At 66.9% G+C, this 22,280-nt stretch carries 22 protein-coding genes; 10 read left to right on the forward strand and 12 right to left on the reverse strand.

Annotated features, from left to right (window positions below):
• Positions 1–15: 15 nt before the first annotated feature.
• On the reverse strand, positions 16–1,143 hold the full coding sequence (locus tag DFS13_RS12075) for an aminotransferase class V-fold PLP-dependent enzyme (RefSeq protein WP_060212845.1): 1,128 nt from the start codon (positions 1,141–1,143) through the stop codon (positions 16–18).
• 277 nt (positions 1,144–1,420) lie between these two features.
• Here DFS13_RS12075 and DFS13_RS12080 point away from each other — a divergent pair, with 277 nt between their 5' ends.
• A complete protein-coding gene (locus tag DFS13_RS12080) occupies positions 1,421–2,602 on the forward strand; it encodes a serine hydrolase (RefSeq protein ID WP_111441746.1) in 1,182 nt (393 codons plus the stop codon).
• A 166-nt stretch (positions 2,603–2,768) separates the two neighbouring features.
• Here the strand turns inward: DFS13_RS12080 and DFS13_RS40275 are convergent, their stop codons facing one another.
• The 5 genes from DFS13_RS40275 to DFS13_RS12105 form a co-directional block, all read right to left on the reverse strand.
• Positions 2,769–2,978: a hypothetical protein gene (locus DFS13_RS40275; protein WP_012493113.1), complete on the reverse strand. Its 210-nt coding sequence runs from the start codon at positions 2,976–2,978 to the stop codon at positions 2,769–2,771.
• A gap of 192 nt (positions 2,979–3,170) precedes the next feature.
• Positions 3,171–4,343: an FAD-binding oxidoreductase gene (locus DFS13_RS12085; protein WP_006484555.1), complete on the reverse strand. Its 1,173-nt coding sequence runs from the start codon at positions 4,341–4,343 to the stop codon at positions 3,171–3,173.
• Positions 4,344–4,508: 165 nt separating this feature from the next.
• Positions 4,509–5,660 (reverse strand): branched-chain amino acid ABC transporter substrate-binding protein, encoded by a 1,152-nt coding sequence (locus DFS13_RS12090; protein WP_006495757.1) that lies wholly within the window; start codon positions 5,658–5,660, stop codon positions 4,509–4,511.
• Between the two features lie 423 nt (positions 5,661–6,083).
• Positions 6,084–6,275, reverse strand: coding sequence for a CsbD family protein (locus tag DFS13_RS12100; protein WP_006495758.1), 192 nt, complete (start codon positions 6,273–6,275; stop codon positions 6,084–6,086).
• 143 nt (positions 6,276–6,418) lie between these two features.
• Positions 6,419–7,951, reverse strand: coding sequence for a helix-turn-helix transcriptional regulator (locus DFS13_RS12105; protein ID WP_111441747.1), 1,533 nt, complete (start codon positions 7,949–7,951; stop codon positions 6,419–6,421).
• Positions 7,952–8,348: 397 nt separating this feature from the next.
• Here DFS13_RS12105 and DFS13_RS40280 point away from each other — a divergent pair, with 397 nt between their 5' ends.
• From DFS13_RS40280 to DFS13_RS12115, 3 genes are all read left to right on the forward strand, one after another.
• Entirely contained in the window at positions 8,349–8,513 is a 165-nt protein-coding gene (locus tag DFS13_RS40280) for a hypothetical protein (protein ID WP_006484627.1), read from the forward strand.
• Positions 8,514–8,587: 74 nt separating this feature from the next.
• Positions 8,588–8,938, forward strand: coding sequence for a BON domain-containing protein (locus DFS13_RS12110; protein WP_006484592.1), 351 nt, complete (start codon positions 8,588–8,590; stop codon positions 8,936–8,938).
• 53 nt (positions 8,939–8,991) lie between these two features.
• Complete coding sequence (locus tag DFS13_RS12115) at positions 8,992–9,189, forward strand: CsbD family protein (RefSeq protein WP_006479804.1); 198 nt, start codon at positions 8,992–8,994, stop codon at positions 9,187–9,189.
• Between the two features lie 239 nt (positions 9,190–9,428).
• Here the strand turns inward: DFS13_RS12115 and DFS13_RS12120 are convergent, their stop codons facing one another.
• Positions 9,429–10,457 (reverse strand): DUF1338 domain-containing protein, encoded by a 1,029-nt coding sequence (locus tag DFS13_RS12120; RefSeq protein WP_006495762.1) that lies wholly within the window; start codon positions 10,455–10,457, stop codon positions 9,429–9,431.
• 225 nt (positions 10,458–10,682) lie between these two features.
• Here DFS13_RS12120 and DFS13_RS12125 point away from each other — a divergent pair, with 225 nt between their 5' ends.
• Positions 10,683–11,630, forward strand: coding sequence for a LysR family transcriptional regulator (locus DFS13_RS12125; protein ID WP_006484618.1), 948 nt, complete (start codon positions 10,683–10,685; stop codon positions 11,628–11,630).
• Positions 11,631–11,649: 19 nt separating this feature from the next.
• On the opposite strand, the gene DFS13_RS12130 is transcribed toward DFS13_RS12125, so the two are convergent.
• Positions 11,650–12,111 carry a hypothetical protein gene (locus DFS13_RS12130; RefSeq protein WP_111441748.1) on the reverse strand — a complete coding sequence of 154 codons (462 nt, stop codon included), beginning with the start codon at positions 12,109–12,111 and terminating at the stop codon, positions 11,650–11,652.
• 87 nt (positions 12,112–12,198) lie between these two features.
• A complete protein-coding gene (locus tag DFS13_RS12135; RefSeq protein WP_060212855.1) occupies positions 12,199–14,328 on the reverse strand; it encodes a TonB-dependent siderophore receptor in 2,130 nt (709 codons plus the stop codon).
• Between the two features lie 806 nt (positions 14,329–15,134).
• On the opposite strand from DFS13_RS12135, the gene DFS13_RS12140 reads away from it, so the two are divergent.
• Positions 15,135–16,763 carry an NADP-dependent glyceraldehyde-3-phosphate dehydrogenase gene (locus DFS13_RS12140; RefSeq protein WP_006484641.1) on the forward strand — a complete coding sequence of 543 codons (1,629 nt, stop codon included), beginning with the start codon at positions 15,135–15,137 and terminating at the stop codon, positions 16,761–16,763.
• Positions 16,764–16,854: 91 nt separating this feature from the next.
• On the opposite strand, the gene DFS13_RS12145 is transcribed toward DFS13_RS12140, so the two are convergent.
• From DFS13_RS12145 to DFS13_RS40285, 3 genes are all read right to left on the reverse strand, one after another.
• On the reverse strand, positions 16,855–17,898 hold the full coding sequence (locus DFS13_RS12145; protein WP_111441749.1) for a T6SS immunity protein Tli4 family protein: 1,044 nt from the start codon (positions 17,896–17,898) through the stop codon (positions 16,855–16,857).
• Positions 17,899–18,126: 228 nt separating this feature from the next.
• Positions 18,127–18,759 (reverse strand): LysE family translocator, encoded by a 633-nt coding sequence (locus DFS13_RS12150; RefSeq protein ID WP_006484586.1) that lies wholly within the window; start codon positions 18,757–18,759, stop codon positions 18,127–18,129.
• Positions 18,760–19,056: 297 nt separating this feature from the next.
• Positions 19,057–19,206 carry a hypothetical protein gene (locus DFS13_RS40285; protein ID WP_006495767.1) on the reverse strand — a complete coding sequence of 50 codons (150 nt, stop codon included), beginning with the start codon at positions 19,204–19,206 and terminating at the stop codon, positions 19,057–19,059.
• A gap of 141 nt (positions 19,207–19,347) precedes the next feature.
• Here DFS13_RS40285 and DFS13_RS12155 point away from each other — a divergent pair, with 141 nt between their 5' ends.
• The 4 genes from DFS13_RS12155 (at position 19,348) to DFS13_RS12170 (ending at position 22,243) form a co-directional block, all read left to right on the forward strand.
• A complete protein-coding gene (locus DFS13_RS12155; RefSeq protein ID WP_034202814.1) occupies positions 19,348–19,671 on the forward strand; it encodes a hypothetical protein in 324 nt (107 codons plus the stop codon).
• An 88-nt stretch (positions 19,672–19,759) separates the two neighbouring features.
• A complete protein-coding gene (locus DFS13_RS12160; RefSeq protein WP_060212861.1) occupies positions 19,760–19,963 on the forward strand; it encodes a hypothetical protein in 204 nt (67 codons plus the stop codon).
• Between the two features lie 82 nt (positions 19,964–20,045).
• Positions 20,046–20,531, forward strand: a complete 486-nt coding sequence (locus DFS13_RS12165) for a hypothetical protein (protein WP_043205047.1) — start codon at positions 20,046–20,048, stop codon at positions 20,529–20,531.
• Between the two features lie 242 nt (positions 20,532–20,773).
• Entirely contained in the window at positions 20,774–22,243 is a 1,470-nt protein-coding gene (locus DFS13_RS12170; RefSeq protein WP_034202815.1) for a PepSY domain-containing protein, read from the forward strand.
• Positions 22,244–22,280 lie beyond the last annotated feature (37 nt).

Below are 22,280 nucleotides of genomic sequence, written 5' to 3' on the forward strand. Positions count from 1 at the left end.
TGGCGAAAAACCGCGTCAAACAATCCGGTTCAACGCATCGGCAAACCGCTTCACCGCCCCATCGATGTCATGCAGCTTGTCGAGACCGAACAACCCGAGCCGGAACGTCTTGAAGTCCGCCGGCTCGTCGCATTGCAACGGCACGCCCGCCGCGATCTGCAAACCGACATCGGCGAATTTCTGCCCGGTGCGAATACCGTCGTCGTCCGTGTAGCTGACCACGACACCCGGCGCCTCGAACCCTTTCGCGGCCACGCTTCTGAATCCCTTCTCCGTCAGCACGGCACGAACGCGCTCGCCGAGTTCGAGCTGTTCCGCCTTCACCTTGTCGAAGCCATATGCCTCGGTTTCCTTCATCACGTCGCGCAGCGTCGTGAGGCTGTCCGTGGGCATCGTCGCGTGGTACGCGAACCCGCCGCCCTCGTACGCTTCCATGATCTGCAGCCACTTGCGCAGATCGCACGCGAAGCTGGTGCTCGTCGTCGAATCGATGCGTTCCCGCGCGAGCGGGCTCAACATGACCATCGCGCAACACGGCGACGCGCTCCAGCCCTTTTGCGGCGCGCTGATCAGGATATCGACGCCGCTCGCCTGCATGTCGACCCACACGGTGCCCGACGCGATGCAATCCAGCACGAACATGCCGCCGACCGCATGCACGGCATCGGCCACCGCGCGCAGGTACGCATCGGGCAGCATCATGCCGGACGCGGTTTCGACGTGCGGCGCGAACACGAGATCGGGCTTGTGCTCGTTGATCGCGGCGACCACTTCGTCGATCGGCGCCGGCGCATAGGCGGCCTGCCTGCCCGCTTCGACCGGACGCGCCTTCAGCACCGTCGTCTCGGACGGAATGCCGCCCATGTCGAAAATCTGCGACCAGCGGAAGCTGAACCAGCCGTTGCGGATGACGAGGCACTTCCTGTTCGTCGCGAACTGCCGCGCCACGGCCTCCATGCCGAACGTCCCGCTGCCCGGGACGATCGCGACCGACTTCGCGTTGTAGACGTTTTTCAGCGTGGCGGAGATGTCGCGCATGACGGCCTGGAAGCGCTGCGACATATGGTTGACGGAGCGATCGGTGTACACCACCGAATATTCGAGGAGCCCCTCGCGGTCAACATCGGGAAGTAAACCTGGCATGCTCGCCTCCGGTGAAAGATGAACGATGGAATCAGGACAAGCAGCGTCTTCGATTCGATACTGCTCTGCACCCATGCAAATGCGTCATTTCCTCGACGAAAGCAGATTCTAACGAACGGCGCCGGTCGATTGGGGCATATTTTGTCTGCTGCGGGGCCCGGTATTCGTCGACGCCGGCCCCTGCCGCGCACATCGCCCCGTTCCATGTAAGGGTTAACGACGCGTGCGGCGCGCGTCCCATAACATGTCGACCAGGCCCTTCACGACGGAATTTTCGATGACCTTCTCTCCCGCATCGTCACTGCAGTCGTCAACCGATCGCGCGCTCGCCGAGCGCATCGACGCGGTCCTGTCCCGCCAGCTCGACACGCAGCGCCTCGTCGGCGCGGTCGTCCTCGTCGCCCGCGACGGCGAACTCGTCTATCGCCGCGCGGCCGGCTTCGCGGACCGCGAATCGCGTACGCCGATGCGCGAGGACACGCTGTTCCGGCTCGCGTCGGTGACGAAGCCGATCGTCTCGGCGGCCGCGATGGCGCTCGTCGCGCAACGCAAGCTGTCGCTCGACGACGACGTCACGCGCTGGCTGCCCGAATTCCGTCCGGCGCTGCCCGACGGCCGCGTGCCGACGATCACGGTGCGCCAGTTGCTCGTGCATACCGCCGGCCTCGACTATCGCTTCAACGAAACCGATGCGAACGGCCCGTATGCGCGTGCGGGCGTCTCCGATGGGCTCGATGCCGCATCGATCACGCTCGCCGACAACCTGCGCCGGATCGCGAGCGTGCCGCTGCTGTTCGCGCCCGGCACCAGCTGGAACTACTCGCTGTCGATCGACGTCATCGGCGCGCTGATCGAGGCCGTCTGCGGCGTGCCGCTCCCCGATGCGATCGATGCGCTCGTGCTGCGCCCGCTCGGCGTGCACGACACGGCGTTCGTCGCACGCGATCCCGCGCGGCTCGCGACGCCGTACGTCAACGACACGCCGCAGCCGCACCGGCTCGCCGAGAACGAGACGGTACCCATCGTCGAAGGGTTCGTCGGCGTCACGTACTCGCCGTCGCGTGCGCTGGATGCACACGCGTTCCCGTCGGGCGGCGCCGGGATGGTCGGCACCGCCGGCGACGTGCTGACGGTGCTGGACACGTTGCGCGCGGGCGGCGGCGCGATCCTGCCCGCCGAGCTGGTCGACGAGATGGGCCGCGTACAGACCGGCGATCTGGAATTGCCGGACCTGCCCGGCGCGGGCTTCGGAATCGGCTTCTCGGTGCTGCACGACCCGCAGGCGGCCGCGTCGCCGGAATCCGTCGGCACGTGGCGCTGGGGCGGCGTCTACGGTCATTCGTGGTTCGTCGACCGCGCACGCGGGCTCACCGTCGTGTCGCTGTCGAACACGCTCTACGAAGGGATGAACGGGCAGTACACGCTCGATCTGCGCGATGCGATTTATGGCGTGCGGTAGCGCGGAATGGAAAAGGCCCGGCAAAGCCGGGCCAGTCTCGTTCCATGCGGCTCGGCCACTTCCTCGCGCCCGGCATGGCGAATAACGTGCGGCGAGCGCCCTGAATCGACGCAACGCCAATCCCGGCTGACCGCAACGTTATCGCACGCCGTCACGGACGTTTCCCCTACCTGGCAAGAATCACGTACAAGCCCAAGCCGGTATAAGCGATGAACAAGACCGCAGCGACGATACAGGCAATACGCCCGATCCCGCGCAGACGCGTCATACCGAAATACATCAACCCGGCACCGACAAGCAGCCACAACGGCCAATAGCTGATACCCAAAATCAGCATCATGACCGGCCACGGTATATCGATGGCGATGTCGCTCATTCCAGCGCCCCCCGTTGCTCAAGTAGACAGTCAGTGTGTAAAAACCTCCGCGATGTTGCCACATTCCGACATCGACGACATCGGGTACGGATCAGCCTGCCGACGACAAAAAAAGGCCCGACGAAAGTCGGGCCAACGGGTTTGAGACACTAGGAGAATCCCGCCCACCCCATACCGGGCGGTCACGCCGCGCTACACGACGTTCTTTTCGACGATCGGCCGGTTTTCGAGCACGCGCGCCCAGCCGAGCGACGACAGGTCGAGCGTGTCGTAACGCCCGCCCAGAATGAGTTCGCTGACGCCGCGCCCCGTCGCGGGCCCCTGCTGCAGCCCGTGGCCGCTGTAGCCGTTCGCGAACACGACGTTGTCGAGTTCCGGGTGGTAGCCGATGATCGCGTTGTGATCGAACACGTTGTACTCGTAGTAACCGGACCAGCAATTCTCGACGCGCAGCGCCTCGAATTCCGGTACGCGATGCGCGAGCGTCGGCCAGATCACGTCGTCGAACAGGTCGTGGTCGACTTCGTCGAGCGGCAGGTCGTCCGGGTCGCGATCGGGGCTCGGCGACGTGCCGCAGATATACGTGCGCCCTTCCGGCCGGAAATACACGCCGGTCGGATCGATCAGCAGCGGGCAATCGGCAAGCTTCGCCGGCGACGATACGTTGAAGATGCTGCGACGCCGTGCAAACACCGGAATGTCGATGCCCATCATCGACGACAGCGTACGCGTCCATGCGCCGGCCGCGTTGACGAGCGTGTCGCACGCGTAGCGCTCGCCGTCGTCCGTCACCACATGCGTAATCTTGCGGCCGTCGCGCACCACGTCCTTCACGTCGGCCGGCACGTAGCGCGCGCCGAGCGCCTGCGCCTTCTTGCGCAGCGCCTGCACGAGCCCGTAGCCGTCGAACCAGCCTTCGCCGCTCACGCCGTACGCACCCGACACGAGATCGTCGACGTTCAGCCACGGAAACTTCGCGCGCAGCGCGTCGCCGTCCATCAGCCGGATATCGGCGCCGAGGCTGGTCTGCAGCGCATGGTTCTCGCGCAGCGTCGCGTCGCCGGCCGGCGTCGCGAGGAACAGGTAGCCGCCTTCGTGCAGATCGATCGACGGCCGGTTGCCGTCCACTTCGAGCCGCTCGCCGATCGTGCGCAGGAACTCGATGCCGAACAGCGACATCTCGATCGACAGCGGCGTGGAAAACTGCTGGCGAATCGACGCGGCCGACAGCGCCGACGACGATCTTGCATAGGTAGGATCGCGTTCGATGACGGTCACGGCGACCGTGGGATCGGTGGCGCGCAGGAAATACGCGATCGAGCTGCCGATCACACCACCGCCGACGATGACGACTTGAGAACTCACGACTGACTCCGGTTACACGTAAAAGGCGCAGCCAGCCGGCCGCGCCCGTTGGGTGGTTCGTGCCGCGACTCGCGCGGCGTCGCGCGGGCAGCCTTCGTCGGCGATCGCTCCGGCTATTTCAACACGTCCGGCATCGCCGCGAAAGCCCGCTCACGCGGGTTGCATTCAGTCCGCCGACTTGGTCGTGACGGGCTGCCACGCGGCGTTCTTCACTTCATACAGCGTCGAGCTCGGGTTCTTCAGGTCGCCCGTGTTCGTGAACGCGATCGTGCCCGTGATGCCGTCGTAGCGCGTGCCCTTCAGCGCACCGTTGAAATCGGCCGGCTTGGTCGAGTTCGCCTTCTGCATCGCGTTGATCGCGATCCACGTCGCGTCGTACGCGAACGGCGCATACGCGAGCATGTCGACGCCGTACTTCTGCTTGAATTTCGTTTCGAACAGCTTGCCCTTCGCGAGCCGCGACAGCGGCTGCCCGTATTCCCACACCGACGCGCCCTCGGCCGCATTGCCGGCCAGCCGGATGAAGTTCGCGTTCATCACGCCGCCGCCCGCGAGGAACTGCGCGCGGATGCCGAGCTGGCGCATGCGCTTCACGAGCATCGCGGCCTGTGCGTCGAGGCCGCCGAAGAACACGAGATCGGCATTGGTGCTCTTGATCTTCGTGAGCTGCGCGCTGAAGTCGACGGCCTTGTCGTTCGTGAATTCGCGCGCGACGATCGTGCCGCCGTTCGCCTTCACCGACTTCTCGAATTCGTCGGCTTCGCCCTGGCCGAACGCGGTGCGATCGTCAATGATCGCGATGCGCTTCGCCTTCGTCACGCTCGCCGCATACGCACCGGCGTTGCCGGCGTTCTGCGTGTCGGTCGCGATCACGCGATACACGGTGTCGAGCCCGGCGCGCGTGATGTCGGGATTGGTCGCCGACGGCGTGATCATCGGAATGCCGGCCTTCGCGTAGATCTTCGACGCGGGCAGCGTCGTGCCCGAATTGAAGTGGCCGATCACGACGGCGACCTGCGCGTCGGCGAGTTGCTGCGCGGCCTGTACGCCGGTGCGCGGATCGCTCTGGTCGTCCTGCGACGCGATCACGAATTTCACCGGCTTGCCGCCGACCGTCGTACGCGCGGCATTCGCTTCGTCGACCGCCATGCGCACGCCGTTCTCGATGTCCTTGCCGTAGGCGGCGCCGCCGCCCGTCAGCGGGCCCGCCACGCCGACCTTGACGATCGTCTCCTGCGCATGGGCCGCGCCCGTCTGGAACGCGAGAAGCGCGGCGGTCAGTGCCGCGCCGGAAAGCGAACGAATGCGGAACGTCATGGCAGTCCTTCTTCTGAGGGTCGGGATGCAACGCGCGAATGACGCGCGTCGGCAACCTCCTGCGCGCCGGTGACTGCTTGCACTGCCCGGGGCGCATTGCATGCGTCCGCCCGGCCGGCCGATCACCGCGGTTCCGTCTCCGAAGAACCTTTCACCGCGAAAGAGGTGAATGGATTGTGGGTAGCCAATACCCGTGCAGCAAACGAAATATCGGAACTACGTTGTGAGGATTTGTCATCAAGTTCCGGATTCATGGCCGATCCGCGGCCCGTACGACGGGGGCCGTGGATGGAGTGCTCGTGCAGGAAATGGCGGCCGCGCCCGTGGAGAAAGGCCGGCCATGGTCATGCCGGCCACGCATCATCGCTGCGACGCCGGCCCGGCCGGCCTTCGCGACGCCCGTGGCGGGCGCCACGTCATCGCTCAGTGGCGATCGGTGCCCGTATGCTTGCGCACCGCATCGGCCGCCTCGCCGGCCTTCTCCTGAAGCTTGCCGGCCTGCTGTTCGGCCAGGCCTTCCGCTTCGGTTTCGCGGTCGCCCGTCACCTTGCCCAGTGCTTCCTTGACCGAACCCTTGACCTGTTTGAGCTTGCCTTCGATGCGATTCCTGTCCATGGTCATCTCCTGCGATGGTTTGGGGGAGAGCCGGCGACGCCGCGCCCCTGCGCCGCACCGCCGAGTGGACAGGATCGCAAGCGGACGCCGCGGGCGGCAGATGCGGATGCACCAATCGGCATGGTGCATTCGTACCGCCGCGGTCAGTCCTTGCCCTTCGCGCCGCCCTTGTCGCCGCGCGCGCCGTTCGGTTCGGCCGTGCCGACGATCCCGCGCTCGCGCGCCCACACGATCGCCTCGCCGCGGCTGTGCACGTCGAGCTTCGCGTAGATCGTCGCGACGTGATTGCGCACGGTGTTCGGCGCGAGCCCGAGGCGGCCGGCGATCTCCTTGTCGGCCAGGCCGTGGCACAGCAGGTCGAACACGTCGCGCTCGCGCGCGGTCAGGTCGGACAGCTGCGCGCCCGCATCCGGCGCATTCGCGCGCCGCACGTTCGCGAGCTTCTCGATCAGCGTACGGCTGAACCACGACGCATCCTGCATCGCGGTCTCGATCGCGTAGACGAGCTCCATCTCGGTACGCTTGCGGTCGCTGATGTCGAGCAGCGCGACGAGCAGGCAGTCGCGTCCGTGAATCGCGACGGGGTCGGCCGACACGACGCAATCGCGCACGTCGCCGTCGCGCGTGCGGATCTGCACGTCCACGTTGCGCACGTGGCCGTCGCCGGCGAGCCGGCCTTCGATGCGCGACCACGCACCGCGTTCGGCCCACAGCCCGATCTCGTCCGCGGATTTACCAAGGAGGTCGGCCTGCGCATGGCCCGTCATCGCGGCAAACCCATCGTTCACGTCGAGCAGCTCGAAACGGTCGGCCGTGACGATCGCCATCGCGACCGGCGCCATCCGGAAGGCCGTCGCGAAGCGTTCCTCGCTTTGCATCAGCGCGCGCTCGGCCTGCTTGCGCGGCTCGAGATCCATGAACGTGAACAGCATGCACGCCTCGCCGTTCATGTCGATCGGCTGCCCGGCGACGACCACCGCCTTGGTGCTGCCGTCGGCAAGCTTGAGCACGGCCTCCATCTGCGGAATCGTCGCGCCTTCGCCGAGCCGCTCGATCGCGAGCTCGCGCCGTTCGGCCTGTTCGAGCACGTCGATCTCGTACACCGAGCGGCCGAGCACGTCGTCGCGCGCGTGGCCCGTCATGTCGAGAAAGCCCTGGTTGACCTTCACGTAGCGCAAGTCGTCGAGCCGGCAGATCACGGCCGGCGCCGGGTTCGCGTTGAAGGTGCGCTCGAAGCGCTCCTCGGCGCTCGCCCATTCGGTCGCGTCGTGCAGCACGAGCGCGAGGCAGTCTGGTTCGCCGGCCGCGTTCGTCAGCACCAGGCTGCGGATGCGGTGCACCCAGCTCACCGACGCGTCGGCGGCCGATTCGACTTCGACCGTCACGTCGCTGAACTCCTCTCCGGCGATCACGCGATCCATCGGATAGCGGCCGTCGCGCACCGGATGGTTGTTCCGGTAGCGCAGCCGGAATCGCTCGCGGTATTCGGTGACGTCCGCGCCGAGCGCCTTCAGCTCGGTCACGCCATGCATCGCGAGCGCGGCCTCGTTCGCCCAGACGATCCGCTGGTCCGGCTCGATCAGGATCACGCCCTCGGTGAGTCCCGCGATGATCTGGTGCAGCTGGCGCCGGTCGGTATGCGACTTGAGCGCCTGTTCGTCTACTTGTTCGTTCATCGAATCGTTGTCCCTGTCGTCAACATGAGCGGTCAACCCGAGCGCCGGCCGGGCGCCCGTTGCAACGGCATGCCCCGGCCGGCGCGTGCGGCGATGATCGCGTGCCGCGCAACGGCGCGACACGCGCGAATGCACTATCTCGAATAGTACATTCGCATGCCGCCCGTGATCGTGCGGTGCCCCGCCGAATGGTGCGGTGCGGCCCGCTCGCCTGTCGCGCCGCGTTGCCCGGGTCGTGGTGCATGTCCCCGCCCCACCGTCTGTTCCGCCCCCCAGTGCAAACGCACTAACCGATCCGGTGAATTTGCGCGATGTCCGCTCGCGTTCGCGTCGGTACGCTGGTACTGCATCGGCGCTCATGCGCTGCCCTTTCATACCGCAGAGGGAGGACACCCGGATGAAATTGCATCAGACACCCGATCCGACGCGGCCCGAACCGGCCCCGGACAATCCGCCCGAGCCGGCGCCCGGCACCGACCCGCCGGTACCGCTGCCGCCCGACGTGCCGCGCCCGGACATGCCGCCGCGCGAGCCCGGCTACGACACGCCGATCGCCCGCTGAGGCACACGAACGCACGGGAACGCGCCGTGCTCACCGACTGATTGATTCAACCCGCCAATCGAAGGAGAACATCAATGAACAAGACCTCGCACCTTTCGACCCTGCTCGCCGTCAGCGCGGCCTTCCTGCTGTCCGCCGCCCCGCTCACGAACGCGCACGCCCAGGCCTCGTCGACCGACAGCGGCATGGCGAGCGAATCGAATCAGCCGGTCACCGACACGTGGATCACGACCAAGGTGAAGGGCGAGCTCGCAACCACCGACGGCGTGAAGAGCACCGACATCAGCGTGAAGACGGTCGACGGCGTCGTCACGCTCACGGGCGTGCTGCCGACGAAGGTCGCCGTGAAGAAGGCCATCGCCGTGACGCGCGCGATCAAGGGCGTGAAGCACGTCGACGCATCCGGCCTGAAGGCGAAGGCCTGAGCTACCCCGCGGCCGAGCGCCGCACTTTTCTCCCCTTACGAAAGGAGCACACCATGAACGAAGACAAGATCAAGGGCCAGTGGAAGCAGCTCACCGGCAAGCTGAAGGCCAAGTGGGGCAAGCTGACCGACGACGACCTCCAGGTCGCGGAAGGCAATCGCGACTATCTGGCCGGCAAGATCCAGGAGCGTTACGGGATCGCCCGCGACGAAGCCGAGAAGCAGTTGAAGGAATTCGACCGCGAGCTGTAACGCGCCAGTCGTCTCACCCCGCCGCGACGCGCACCGCGTCGCGGCCACGCGGAGGACCACGACATGGGCAAATATCTGATCGCATGGCTGCTCGGCGTACCGATCGGGCTGCTGGTGCTGTTTTTTCTGGTCACGCACCTCTTCTGACGCACGCGACGCCCCGTCAATGAAAACGGGCCGACGGCTGGAACCAGCCGCCGGCCCTTCTGCTTGTGCACGCGATACGTGACGCGCCGTGCTTACTTCGCCGCGTTCGCCGTCATCTTGAAGATGCCCTGCGCATTGCCCGCGTCGAAGCGCAGGTCGGTCACCCAGCGCCGCGCCGCCTGGTCGAACGTGCGCTTGCGCGTGATGAATTCGTAGAACGACCCCGGCACGTTGCGCTTGACCGTGCCGCCGTCGCGGGTGCGGAATTCGCGCTCGACGGTATCCGCGCGATAGGCCGTCTGGAACACGCGGCCCGAGCGCGAGCGCTCGACCTCCGGCTTCATCGGCCGGCCCTTCGCCTTCTCGTCGTCGGACAGCTTGAACACGTCGGCGACGCGGTCGGTCGCATGGTTGAACGCATTGCCTTCGGTCGCGATCCACGCCATCTCCGCCGATTCCATCAGCAGCGTTTCGTAGTCGAGCTCGTTCGGCACATCGTGCTGGCGCGCGAACGCGCCGACGATTTCCGGCAGCAGCGCGTGCGCGGCTTCGAGCGACAGCCAGCCTTCGCGCTCGACTTCCCACAGCAGCGCGACGGCCGCCGGCGACAGCGGGTCGCGCGACGAACTGACGACGTTCGTCACCGCCTGCTGGAATTCCTTCGAGAAGCGCTCCGGATGCAGTTCGCTGACGAAAAACTGCGCGATTTCGTCCGGCGCGTCTTCATGCGCATACGCGCGGCCCGTCATGCCGAGCTTGTCGAGCGGGTAACGGCCGTTCAGGCGGAAGCCGAGCGGACGCAGGATGCGCGTGAACGCCGCCTCGCCCGGCGGCAGCGCGCCCGTGTGCGGCCAGCGCACCGTGCGCAGCGCGCCGTGGTCGAAATAGACCGAGCCACCGTTTTCGATCGCCTCGGCCGTGTACGCGCGGCCGTTCGCCGAACGCTCGAGCAGCCCTTCGAACAGCGCCATGTTCATCGCCTGCGCGATTTCCGCGCGCGTCACGACGCCGTCTTCCCATTCTTCGAGGATGGCCGGCATGTTCAGGGTCGAGAACAGGGCGTCGGTCTTCGCCTGTCCCAGCAGCTTCGTCAGCAAGCTGTCGATATTCGGATTGCGCATCAGGATTCTCGTCTCGGGGGACCCGCCGGCAAACGTGCCGGCAACTCGTCGGCCGGCCGCCCGGCGGGCGCCTGACCTTGCACGGGAAGCATTATTCAAAGGGTTGCAGCGGGGCGTAAAGCGAGATTAAATTGATATGTGATGAGTTTTTGGAATTATCAGCGGCCCTTCGCTCCCCCTCACCCCCGTGCGGCGCGGCCCTTTTTGTCGGATAAATAGAGCATCATGCGCAAATTCAAGATCCCCAACATGGGCGCGCTCGTGGCTTTCGAAGCCGCCGCCCGCCACGAGAGTTTCACGCACGCGGCCAAGGAGCTGTTCCTGACCGAAAGCGCGGTGTCGCGGCAGATCGCGACGCTGGAGGCGAGCCTCGGCGTGCGGCTGTTCGCGCGCGTGAAGCAGCGCGTCGTGCTGACGCGCGCCGGCAAGCTGTACGGCACGCAGGTGCGGCGCGCGCTGGAAGCGCTCGACCGCGACACGCTGTCGATCATCGCGCACGGCAGCGGCGGCGGCTACCTGGAACTCGCGGTGCTGCCGACCTTCGCGTCGCACTGGCTGATCCCGCGCATCAAGAGCTTCTACGACCGCACGCCCGACGTGCGCGTGAACATGGGCAGCCGCACCGACCTGTTCTCGTTCGAGGACACGCACTTCGAAGCCGCGATCCACTACGGCAAGCCGACGTGGCCCGGCACGTCGTCCGACTACCTGTTCGGCGAGGAAGTCGTGCCGATCTGCTCGCCCGCGCTGCTGAACGGGCCGGTCGAGCGCGTCGAGGATCTGCTCGCGTACCCGCTGCTGCACTCGACGACGCGCCCCGGCGCGTGGGCGCAGTGGTTCGAGACGCACGGCGTCGAGGACATCCGCACGATGCAGGGCGTGCGCTACGAGCTGCATACGATGCTGATCAGCGCGGCCGCGGCCGGGCTCGGCGTCGCGCTCGTGCCGAAGTTTTTCGTCGAGGAACAGTTGCAGCAACTCGGGCTCGTCGTGCCGTGCGATGCGGCAACCGTCGGCGATTCGGCGTACTACCTCGTGTATCCGACGGAGTTCAGCCACAGCAAGCCGCTGGAATCGTTCCGCGGCTGGCTGCTCGAACAGGCGAGCGCGTATGCGGCGCCGGAACGCGACGCGCGAGACGCCGATGAAGAAGATGACGAAGACGTCGAGTAACGGCGCTGCCGCGCCGGCGTCACCGCGCGGTGGCGCCGCATGCGTGCCGCGCCGGCGCGTCGGCTGACACGACCTTCACCAGCCGCGCACGATCGGGCGTTTCCAGCCCCGGGCACGCGGTCTCCAGATCGCGGATCACGAGCGTCGCGCGCCCGTCGAACCGGCACACGCCGCGCGGCTGCGCGGCGGGCAGCCGCAGCCGGCGCCGCGCGTCGGGCTGGTTCGTGAAAACGATCACGCCTGCGCGCTGCGAGCGATCAGGCAAGTGCCGCGCCGACGCGTCGTCCTCTGCGAACCCCACGTCCGGCCCGATCGATTCGTCGCCGTAGTCGAGCGCGTAACGCCCCGACAGCGTGATCGTCCGGTCGACATGCACGGCATGGCAACCCGGCTCGGCATCCGCGGGAATGGTCTGCGCGCCGGCCGCGACCGGGCCGCACGCCAGCAACGATAAAAGCAGCGCGCGGGCGCGGGCGGTCATGCTGGACGCATCAAGCGCGTGGCGGCTCATGGGCAGTCGGGTGCGAGTCGTCGTGACGAAGACCCGCATTGTCGCGCACCGCGTGCGTTACATGTGCCACTTCACCGTGGCGGTCAGCGTACGCGGATCGCCGGGCATGTTGTACAGGTCCGCGTTGCCGTGCGCGGCGATGAAGTAGCGTCGATCGAACAGGTTGTCGAGCGTGAGCGTCACATCGACCTTCTTGCTGCGATAGCCGGCGCCCAGGTTGAACACCGTGAACGACGGCAGCGTGACGAGATCGCTCGCCGACGTATAGCGCGCGGACTGGAACTGCATGCCGGCCGCCGCATAGAAGCCGTACGGCAGCTCGCGCTTGAGCCACAGGTTCGCGCTGTGGCGCGGCATCAGCCCCGGCGTGTTGCTCGACACCGCCAGGCCGGCCGCCGTCGATTGCGCGGACCCGTCCACCGTGCCGTTCAGGTACGCGTAACCCGCATACACCGACCACTTCGGCGCGATCTCGCCGGTGAAGCCGAGTTCCATCCCGCGCACGTGCTGCGTGCCGATCGGCAGCGCATAGCCGGGATTCGCCGGGTCGCCGATCTGCTGGTTGGTCTGGCGCATGTCGAACAGCGCGACGCTGGCCGTCGCCTTGCCGCCGAGGTCGAAGCGCGAGCCCACTTCATACGCGGTGGTCTTCTGCGGCGCGAGCGCGGCGCCGTTCGAGAACGCGCCGGAACTGATCAGCGTGTCGGCCAGCGGCGAGAACGACTGGCTGAACGACCCGTACAGCGTGAGCCAGTCGAGCGGTTCGTAGATCAGGCCGACACGCGGGCTCCATGCATGATCGGTGCGGTCGAGGTTGACGTTCGACGACGTGTAGTCGTGGCGGATCTGGTTCAGGTAATCGAAGCGCAGGCCGGCGAGCACCTTCCAGTGTTCGGTCAGCGAGATCAGGTCCTGCGCATAGACGCCCGCGAGCCCGACGACGGTCGACGCGTTCGTCTTCGCGCGCGTGCCGCCCGGCACGCCGGGCAGGACGACCGGCTGCGGATTGAACAGATCGTAGGTCGCGACCTTCGTCACGCTGTAGATCGTGTCGAACTTCTGCTGCTGCGACAGCTCCAGCCCGTACAGCAGCTCGTGACGCATGCCGAACAGCGAGGTCTTCTGCGTGAGTTCGAACAGCCCGTCGATGCCGTGATCGGTGCGCTGGCGCGTCGACTGATCGAGCGTGACGACCGGGTGCGCGGCGGTCTTGATCGGCTCGTACGTCACGTAGTTCTTCCGCTCGAGCGAGAAGTCGTACGCGCGGATCGCGCCGTGGAACGACAGCGAATCGTTGAAGCGATGATCGAGCGACACCGTCGCGCTTTTCGCGGAGATGTCGTTGTACGAACTGTTCCCGCCGTCGGCCGACCCGTAGTACGTGTTGATCGGCACGTCGACCGGCCGGCCGCGATACGCAGGCAACCCCTGATCGGACGTGCGACGGTCGTGCAGGTAGTCGAATTCGACGTTCAGCACCGTGTCGCGGTCGAGCTTGAACTGCGCGGACGGCGCGATCGCCTGCCGGTTGAGCTGGAACCGGTCGCGGAAGCTGTTCGAATTCTCGGCCGCGCCGGTGATGCGAAAGCGCGCCGCGTCGTTCGGGTTCCAGCCGAGATCGAATTCGCCGCGCCGCTCGCCGCGCGTGCCGAGCGTCACGCCCACGTCGTTCACCGGGTTCGCCTGCGGCCGCTTCAGCACGCGATTCACGATGCCGCCCGCCGAGCCGCGCCCGTACAGCACGGCCGCCGGCCCCTTCAGCACCTCGACGCGATCGACGTTCGACAGGTCGCGGTAGTACAGCGCGTCGTCGCGAATGCCGTCGACGTACTGGTCCGTGATGCTGTTGAAGCCGCGAATCGTGATCTGGTCGCGCTGGCCGTCGCCGACCGAGAAGCCGACGCCCGGCACGTTGCGCAGCGCGTCCTGCAGCGACGTCGCGTTCTGATCCTCGATCACCGCGTGCGGCACGACGTTCACGGTTTGCGGCACGTCCATCAGCGACATGTCCGTCTTGGTCGCCGCGCGCGAATGGCCGCCGTCGTACGACGCATGCTCGGCGGCCGCGTTGACGGAAATCGCGGGCAGGGTCGCCGCGGCATCGCTCGCCTGCGCAAACGAAGTGCGGGCGCCGGCCAGCGACGTGGCGATCAGAAGCGCATGGCACGCGCTCGTGTGGAGTTTCATCGTGAACGTAGAGGTGGTGAAGAAAACGGCGAACGGCCAGCGCAAGCGGCACGAAAAAAGCCGTGACATCCCGTCACGGCTCGTAATGCGGCGAAATAATAAACGAGAATGATTCGTGTTTTTAATTAATTTTCAACGTGTCGCCTGGCCACAACGTGAATGCGCGATGCGCTCTGCATTCCTGACGAATGCCTTTCTGTTTCAAGCGATTGGGCGGCTCGAATCGTAATAAAAACGAAAGCATCGGATCGATCGCGTCATGCGGCGACGATCGGTAAAAGGCGGGATTCGGGATACGACGGCGGAGAAGCTGGAGAGGATCACGAAGGATCGGCCAAGCTGGCGGGACTGGCGGGACGGATTCAACGGTCCGGTGCGCGCCGGACCGGGCAACCCCGACCCGGCGCTCCGGGCAGCCGACCTCGTATCGGCAGCGCGGCGGACCGACTTCTATTCTTCACTACGTCTGCTCTCAGGTTCACTGCATTTTTTTCCTCACCGCGCTGCGCCATTATCCGCTCAATTCGGCCGAAGTAAAACGTTTGCGGTTGCACCCAAGCCGTTATACCGGCGATTCGGAAACAGTCTTTCTAAATACTTACGATGCCGCTGCCGCGATTCGGTCATTGTTGCATTCGTGACGGCGTTCCTTTTTAATGGAACTGGTTCCATTCGCTGAATCGGCCATGTTCCCGCGTGACGCGCCGTCGCGTGCAGGTCATGATGCCGATTCAGGATCGAGGATCATTCAGCTCAGGATTCGCATCGCCCGTCCTTCCCGGACACCCCCGTCAAACGAGACCGTCATGCCCGATTCCGCCTCCCTGCAGCACCTCTTTCCCGCCTTACAGGACATCCCCGCCGAATTCCGGCTGGCTTCGCCGATTCACCAGCGCGTGTCGCTCGTCGACGGCGAATTGCGACCGTGGGACGGCGCGACCAAGACCGTGCTGTCGCCCGTGTGCGTGCGGCAGCCGGACGGCGGCGTCGAGCAGGTCGAGATCGGCAGCTATCCGGTGATGGGCGAAACGGAAAGCGACGCGGCGCTCGACGCCGCGGTACGCGCGTACGACGCCGGCCGCGGCGAGTGGCCGACGATGAAGGTCGAGCAGCGCATCGCGTGCATGCAGGATTTCATCAAGCGAATGGTCGCGCAGCGCGAACGCGTCGTGAACCTGATCATGTGGGAGATCGGCAAGAGCCTCGCCGATTCGCAGAAGGAATTCGACCGCACCGTCACGTACATGACGCAGACGATCGACGCGCTGAAGGAGCTCGACAACGCGAACTCGCGCTTCGTGATCGCGGAGGGCACGATCGGCCAGATCCGCCGCACGCCGCTCGGCGTCGTGCTGTGCATGGGCCCGTACAACTATCCGCTGAACGAAACCTTCGCGACGCTGATCCCCGCGCTGCTGATGGGCAACACCGTGGTGTTCAAGCCGCCGCAGTACGGCACGCTGCTGTTCGAGCCCCTGCTGGAAGCGTTCCGCGACGCGTTCCCGAAGGGCGTGATCAACACGATCTATGCGCCGGGCGCGGTGGTCGTGCCGCACATGCTCGCATCGGGCAAGATCAACGTGCTTGCGCTGATCGGCTCGAGCAAGGTCGCCGATCACCTGAAGAAGCAGCACCCGAAGTCGCACCGGCTGCGCGCGATCCTCGGTCTCGATGCGAAGAACGCGGCGATCGTGCTGCCCGACGCCGATCTCGACCTCACCGTGAAGGAGTGCCTGCTCGGCGCGCTGTCGTTCAACGGCCAGCGCTGTACCGCGCTGAAGATGCTGCTCGTGCATCGCTCGATCGTCGACGAATTCCTGAAGCGCTTCACCGCCGCGCTCGAACAGCTGAAGATCGGCATGCCGTGGGAAAAAGGCGTCAGCATCACGCCGCTGCCCGGCATGCATCGCACCGCGTACATGACGGACGCGATCGACGACGCGAGGGCGAAGGGCGCGCAGGTCGTCAACCATCAGGGCGGCGAATTCAGCAAGACGCTGTTCTACCCGGCCGTCGTGTATCCGGTGTCCGAAGGGATGAAACTGTACCGCGAGGAGCAGTTCGGGCCGATCATTCCGGTCGCGCCGTTCGACGACGTGGAAACCGCGCTCGACTACGTGACGACGTCGGAGCACGGCCAGCAGGTCAGCATCTTCGGTTCCGATCCGGCGCAGATCGGCGCGCTCGTCGATCCGCTCGTGAACCAGGTGTGCCGCGTGAACATCAACTGTCAGTGCCAGCGCGGGCCCGACGTGTTCCCGTTCGCCGGGCGCAAGGATTCGGCCGAGGGCACGCTGTCGGTGAGCGACGCACTGCGCGCGTTCTCGATCCGCTCGATGGTCGCGGCGAAGCAGACCGACGGCAGCAAGCAACTGCTCGACTCGATCGTGTCGGATCACCACTCGAAGTTCATCAATACGGGCTTCATTTTCTGAAGCCGCTTCGATGCGGGGCCTCCGCCGTGCATGGCGCGGCGGGGCGTCCGGTCGAACGCATCGCCCGCGTCGCCCGCATCACCGCCGCCGGTCAGATCGCGCCCGGTCGCGCGTGCAGGCCGTTCAGCAGCGTGTCCCATGCCTGCAGCGCGCGCGCCTCATCGACCGGCGAGGTGGCCTGCGCCGGCGGCAAGTCGCTCTGCCCGGCCACGCCCAGCAGCATCTCGATCGCGGTATGCGGTTGCGCAAGCGTGGCGGCATTGCCCGGCGCGAGCAGGTAGAAGCGATAAGCCGTGACGGCGCCGTCCCGGAGCTCGAACAGCACTTCCTCGGCATCCATGCCGGCAATCGACCGTTTCCCCTCGCGCACGAGGCGATAGCTTCCGGGCAGGCGATCGAATTTCGCGCGCAACGCGGGCAGCGTACGGCTGAGCGGCTGCTCGCGATCGTCACCGACGGCATTGCGCGACTGAATCACGAGCAGCGCCGGTCGGCCCGGCATCAACGCGAACGATTGCCTGACTTCTTCGGGGTAGGTGGACGATCCGGTCACGATCCCGCCGTCGAAGCAGAAGCCCGGTTCGGTCGGCACGACCCAGTTGTCGCGCATCCGGATGCGCCGGAACGTGTCGTCATAGATGCCCTCGACACGATCCAGCGCATCGGCGCCGATGCTGCCCGTCGTGCGGACGAGCGTGCGGTTCGCGTACAGATAGCCTTCGGTATCGAACGGCAATGTGACGGATTTCGCCGCCGCTTCGTTGAAGACGAAAACACGCGAATCCGATACGGGGGAAAAGGCCTTTTCCAGCCACGCGTGACGGGTATTCCGATCCATCTCGACCGGATTCGCGCGCAGCCGGGTACGCATCACCTGCTCGCGAGCGGCGATGGCGGCCTGGTAGGCATCCGGCGGCACCTCGTGCGTCGTGAGCAGTTGCTCCCCGCGGTACGCGTAACGCTGACTCGAGATCTCGCTCGAAACCGGCCGATCGAACACCAGGCGGCCGATACACCACGGACGTACTTTGGACAGCAGCGGATTGCTTGTCGCCGGATCGGCGGAAAACACCGAAGTGCAGGCACACAGTCCCGCCAGCACACCGAACCAGCGCAAAAGACGAACCATCAGCATCTTCCGGTACCTCGTGCATCCTTCATGGGTTGCCCGACACTGTACCCGGAAAGACGCGGCCCTCGCCGTTACGGGTCGCGCAGCAGCGGGCGGTGCGAGGCCCGATGCGGGCACGTCAACCGGCACATCGGCCACGCCGGTATCGACGGCACGCACGACGCCGTCACCGGCGCGACGATTGCGCGGGCTGACCGCCTCTCGCGGCCCGCGCAGCCGGCGCGCGACACCTCACACGTTCGTCACCAGCAGCCGCACCCCCGCCACGCCGAACACGACGGCCAGACACGCCTCCATCGCACGCCGGCCGCGCACGTACAACCGGCGCGCACCGTCCATCGAGAACACCAGCGCATAGCCGCCGAACACCGCGCAGCCGATCGCGAGGCAGCCCGGCACGACGGCGCCGTGCGCGCCGCCCGCGCCGTTCGACGACAGCGCGACGATCGACACCCACACGAGAATCGCCTTCGGATTGGTCAGGTGCAGCATCGCGCCGCGCACGTAGAAGCGCGACAGCCGCTGCTCGCGCGCCGCGTTCGCCGATGCCGCCGGCGGCCCCGCCAGCGCCGTGCGCGCCGACTTGAACGCGAGCCACAGCAGGTACAGCCCGCCGAAGACCTTGATCGCGATCAGCAGCTTCGACCATGCGAGCAACGCGGCCGATACGCCGAGCGCCGCCACCGTCGCCCAGAACATCGACCCTGAAATCACGCCAAGCGCGAACGCCAGCGCCGCCTTGCGGCCCTGGTTCGCGGCGACCGACATGATCGCGAGATTGCTCGGCCCAGGGCTGGCCGTACCGATGAAATAGGCCGTGTAGGCGAGCAGCAGATTGGCCGAGAAGAAGGTGTGGACGCTCATGGCGGACCTCGCGGGGATGGTTCGGAGATTGTTGGCAAACCCGCGCCGTCTGCCCATGGACAATTGTGCGGCCGATCGCTGGGCCAGTTGCGTGGTCATGCAACCGATCGCCGCACGCCGGACCGTCTCTGTTTTGAAACAACCGGCGCGTCCGCCGCCGGTTCGCGCGACGCAGCGGCACGCGTTCCCCGCGGCCGGGTCCCGTCGGCGGACGCACGGCGGGCGTGGCCGAACCGCGCGACACGCGCCGTGCCGGCCGTCCGCCGGCGGAAACGCGCGACGTGCCGGATACCTGCGTTACGTTACATCCGTGAAGCATTTCACCTCGTCGCGCCGCTGCAGGCGCCCGACGCCGCCCGCCGCGCGCGCGTAGACGCCCTCCTCGATCGCCAGCCCGATCCAGTCCCGGCGGGACTCGCCGACCGATGCGGGAGCGCGGCTCAACATTGCTCAACAATCGTCCGGCGGCGCTGGTACGGAATCTGCATTCCGTTCGGGCAGAAGCCGCGCTGGCGCGCGGACATGAATTCACCCGCGGGCGCCCCAACGGCTACGCCCGTACGATGTGCACACGCAACGAGGCCCTTCATGGATGCGCAGCCCAATTCGTCCGATACGTCGTTCCAGCTCTTCCTCGCGAAGGTGCTCGAACAGCCGCTGCCCGACTGGACCGAGAAACAGCAGATGGAACTCGAGATGGCGCGCACGCTGTCGACGCAAATGGTCTCGCTCGCCGAAGACATGCGCGGCCGCACGCCCGATCTCGCGCGCTGCCTCGTGCTGCTGCGCTACGCGAAGGTGCTCGATTTCATGCTGACGTCGCTCGCCGCGCACCGCGACATTCATCCGCAGACGCTGCGCACGCTGTTCCGGCTCGCGAACCTCAAGGTCGACGATGCGTATCCGGTGTGAGCCGGCGCAACGGAGCGCGTGCCGCACACGGCCGTCGTGCCGGCGCCGGCCGTCCGCGATACGCTCGCATGCCTGATAACCTCGCCGCATGCGCATCGGAAACCGGACATCCCGGCTGGCCGGCGAGCCCGGCCTCTTCGTGAAGCAATACGGGCGCAACGCACGGAAACACCTCGACCCGAACGACACCGAACGCGCGATGAGGCGACTGTCGACGGCCGACCTCCCCGGTCTGCCAGCTGACGACGCAACCGAAGAAGACGAATCGGGCGTGGATTCCGGTCCCGCCTGACGCAACCCGACCCACCTCGATCCACCCCGCACACGCACGGCCCGCCTGCCCCTCCACGCAAACGGAGGTACAATCGCGCGCCATGAACGCACTTCGCCGCTTCCTGCTCCGGCCAGGCGTCGCGCGACAGTGGCTGTGGGGAATCCTCCTCGTGACGCTGCTGTCCCGCGCGCTGATGTCGGGCGCCGTGATGCTCGATCCGGACGGTCCGGATGCGGGCTCGGTGGTGCTGTGTTCGGGCCAGGGCCCGCTGATCGTCACCGCCGCCGCGCTGGCCGCCCGCTTCGATGCGAGCGCACCGATCACGCCGGCCAACGATGCGCTGGCGCTCGTCGATGCACTGAAGCATGACGCGCACGCCGACAAGGCGGCGTCTTCCGGTAACGGCGACAGCCTGTGCGCATTCGGCGCCGCGCTGTTCACCGCGCTCGCATCGTTCGTGCTGCTGGTGCTGCTGTTTCCCGCGGCGGTTCCCCGACGCTTCCGCGTTCACTTCGACAGTCTTCCTTTCGTGCGATCGCTATTCGACGATCGCCCGCCCTCCCGCGCCCCTCCTCGGTTCTGCTGAACGTTCCACCCCGTGGCGCATGCACGTCGACGTGCACGCGCGTTCACGCCGTTCGTTTCACCCGACCTGATTCACGCGTTCACCCGCCAGCCCGCATCGCGCGGGCGACGCCGCCCTGCGCATCGTCCGCGCAACGTGCCGCGCCGCCTGCCGCGGTGCGGCCTGCACGCGGGTGCGACGCACGTTGACGGCCGCCGGCCCGCGCCGGTCCCGCCGCTCGACGCATACGAGGAGTTCATACCATGTCGACCACCGTCGATCGGGCCATCTCGCCCGCCCGTTCCGCCAGCGCCGGTTACCGGACGCTCTGGCGCTGGCACTTCTACGCCGGCCTGTTCGTGATGCCGTTCCTCGTGATTCTCGCGATCACGGGCACGCTGTACTGCTTCCAGCCGCAAATCGAGCCGCTGCTGTATCCGCACCGGCTGGTCGTCGAACCGCGCGCGACGCCGCGGCTCGATGCCGACACGCTGCTCGCCCGCGCCCGCACCGCGATGCCGGCCGACGCGACGCCGGTATCCGTGCAGGTCGCCACCGCGCCGGACCGCAGCGCCGAGTATGTTTTTCGGCTGCGCGACGGCAGCCGCGAGAGCGTGTACGTGAACCCGTACGACGGCCGCGTGCTCGGCACGCTGAGCGTCGAGAACCGCTTCATGCAGGTCGACCGGATGCTGCATCGCAAGCTGCTGCTCGGCAAGACCGGCGAGTGGCTGATGGAGCTCGCCGCTTGCTGGACCTTCGTGATGATCGGCACCGGCATCGCGCTGTGGTGGCCGCGCGGCGCGGCACGCGTCGGGCGCGCGCTGCGGCCCGACCTGTCGCTGCGCGGCCGGCCGCTGTGGAAGAGCCTTCATGCGACGGCCGGCATCTGGCTCGCGGCCGGCACGGTCGCGTTCATCCTGACCGGGCTGCCGTGGTCGGGCTCGTGGGGCAAGAACTTCAAGGCGCTCGCCGCGACCGTGAACCTCGGCGCGCCGGAAGGCGCATGGGGCGGCGCGTCGGTACGCTCGACGCGCCCCGGTGCCGCCGCGACGGCCGGGCAGGCGCCTGCGCAGGCCACCGCGCCGTCCGGCCATCACCACGATTCCGGCGAATCGATGCCGGGGATGGTGATGGACGACCTGCCGTTGCCGCAAACGCCGTGGGCGGTCGGCAACGTGCCCGTGCCGCATTCGCCGTCCGCGCCGACACCCACGCCGCTGCCGCTGGCCCGCGCGATCGCGATCGTCGCCGGGCTCGGCGTGACGAGCGGCTACACGCTCGCGCTGCCGTCCGGCGCGGACGGCGTGTTCACCGCGTCGTACTTCCCGGCCGACCCGAAGGCCGAACGCACGATCTACGTCGACCAGTACAGCGGCGCGGTCCTGAAGGACATCCGCTATGGCGACTACGGCGCGGTATCGAAAGCGGTGTCGTACGGCACGTCGCTGCACATGGGCCGCTATTTCGGCCTCGCGAACCAGATCATTTGCGCGGTGCTGTCGCTCGGGCTGGCCGCAATGGCCGTCACGGGCACCGTGATGTGGTGGAAGCGCCGCCCGGCCGGGACGCTGGGCGCACCGTCGCGCGAACGCGGCACGCCGCCGATGCGCGGCTGGATCGCCGGGCTCGTGCTGCTCGGCATCGTGTTCCCGTTGATGGGACTGACGATCGTCGCGGTCTGGTTGCTCGACCGGCTGCTGTTCGGCCGCGCCGCGCGCGCCGCGGCGTGATCGACGCAAGCGCTTCCCCCATTCGAAGGAAACCGAA

Origin of the sequence: Burkholderia sp. 28_3 (assembly GCF_003253915.1) — a bacterium.
Lineage (GTDB): Bacteria > Pseudomonadota > Gammaproteobacteria > Burkholderiales > Burkholderiaceae > Burkholderia > Burkholderia cenocepacia.

Coding starts and splice junctions, on each gene's coding strand:
- DFS13_RS12170 (WP_034202815.1), top strand. CDS start 20,774: ATGTCGACCACCGTCGATCGGGCCATCTCGCCCGCCCGTTCCGCCAGC.
- DFS13_RS12140 (WP_006484641.1), top strand. CDS start 15,135: ATGCCCGATTCCGCCTCCCTGCAGCACCTCTTTCCCGCCTTACAGGAC.
- DFS13_RS12135 (WP_060212855.1), bottom strand. CDS start 14,328: ATGAAACTCCACACGAGCGCGTGCCATGCGCTTCTGATCGCCACGTCG.
- DFS13_RS12145 (WP_111441749.1), bottom strand. CDS start 17,898: ATGCTGATGGTTCGTCTTTTGCGCTGGTTCGGTGTGCTGGCGGGACTG.
- DFS13_RS12165 (WP_043205047.1), top strand. CDS start 20,046: ATGAACGCACTTCGCCGCTTCCTGCTCCGGCCAGGCGTCGCGCGACAG.
- DFS13_RS12075 (WP_060212845.1), bottom strand. CDS start 1,143: ATGCCAGGTTTACTTCCCGATGTTGACCGCGAGGGGCTCCTCGAATAT.
- DFS13_RS40275 (WP_012493113.1), bottom strand. CDS start 2,978: ATGAGCGACATCGCCATCGATATACCGTGGCCGGTCATGATGCTGATT.
- DFS13_RS12110 (WP_006484592.1), top strand. CDS start 8,588: ATGAACAAGACCTCGCACCTTTCGACCCTGCTCGCCGTCAGCGCGGCC.
- DFS13_RS12160 (WP_060212861.1), top strand. CDS start 19,760: ATGCGCATCGGAAACCGGACATCCCGGCTGGCCGGCGAGCCCGGCCTC.
- DFS13_RS12090 (WP_006495757.1), bottom strand. CDS start 5,660: ATGACGTTCCGCATTCGTTCGCTTTCCGGCGCGGCACTGACCGCCGCG.
- DFS13_RS40280 (WP_006484627.1), top strand. CDS start 8,349: ATGAAATTGCATCAGACACCCGATCCGACGCGGCCCGAACCGGCCCCG.
- DFS13_RS12115 (WP_006479804.1), top strand. CDS start 8,992: ATGAACGAAGACAAGATCAAGGGCCAGTGGAAGCAGCTCACCGGCAAG.
- DFS13_RS12100 (WP_006495758.1), bottom strand. CDS start 6,275: ATGGACAGGAATCGCATCGAAGGCAAGCTCAAACAGGTCAAGGGTTCG.
- DFS13_RS12105 (WP_111441747.1), bottom strand. CDS start 7,951: ATGAACGAACAAGTAGACGAACAGGCGCTCAAGTCGCATACCGACCGG.
- DFS13_RS12080 (WP_111441746.1), top strand. CDS start 1,421: ATGACCTTCTCTCCCGCATCGTCACTGCAGTCGTCAACCGATCGCGCG.
- DFS13_RS12125 (WP_006484618.1), top strand. CDS start 10,683: ATGCGCAAATTCAAGATCCCCAACATGGGCGCGCTCGTGGCTTTCGAA.
- DFS13_RS12130 (WP_111441748.1), bottom strand. CDS start 12,111: ATGACCGCCCGCGCCCGCGCGCTGCTTTTATCGTTGCTGGCGTGCGGC.
- DFS13_RS12120 (WP_006495762.1), bottom strand. CDS start 10,457: ATGCGCAATCCGAATATCGACAGCTTGCTGACGAAGCTGCTGGGACAG.
- DFS13_RS12155 (WP_034202814.1), top strand. CDS start 19,348: ATGGATGCGCAGCCCAATTCGTCCGATACGTCGTTCCAGCTCTTCCTC.
- DFS13_RS12150 (WP_006484586.1), bottom strand. CDS start 18,759: ATGAGCGTCCACACCTTCTTCTCGGCCAATCTGCTGCTCGCCTACACG.
- DFS13_RS40285 (WP_006495767.1), bottom strand. CDS start 19,206: ATGTTGAGCCGCGCTCCCGCATCGGTCGGCGAGTCCCGCCGGGACTGG.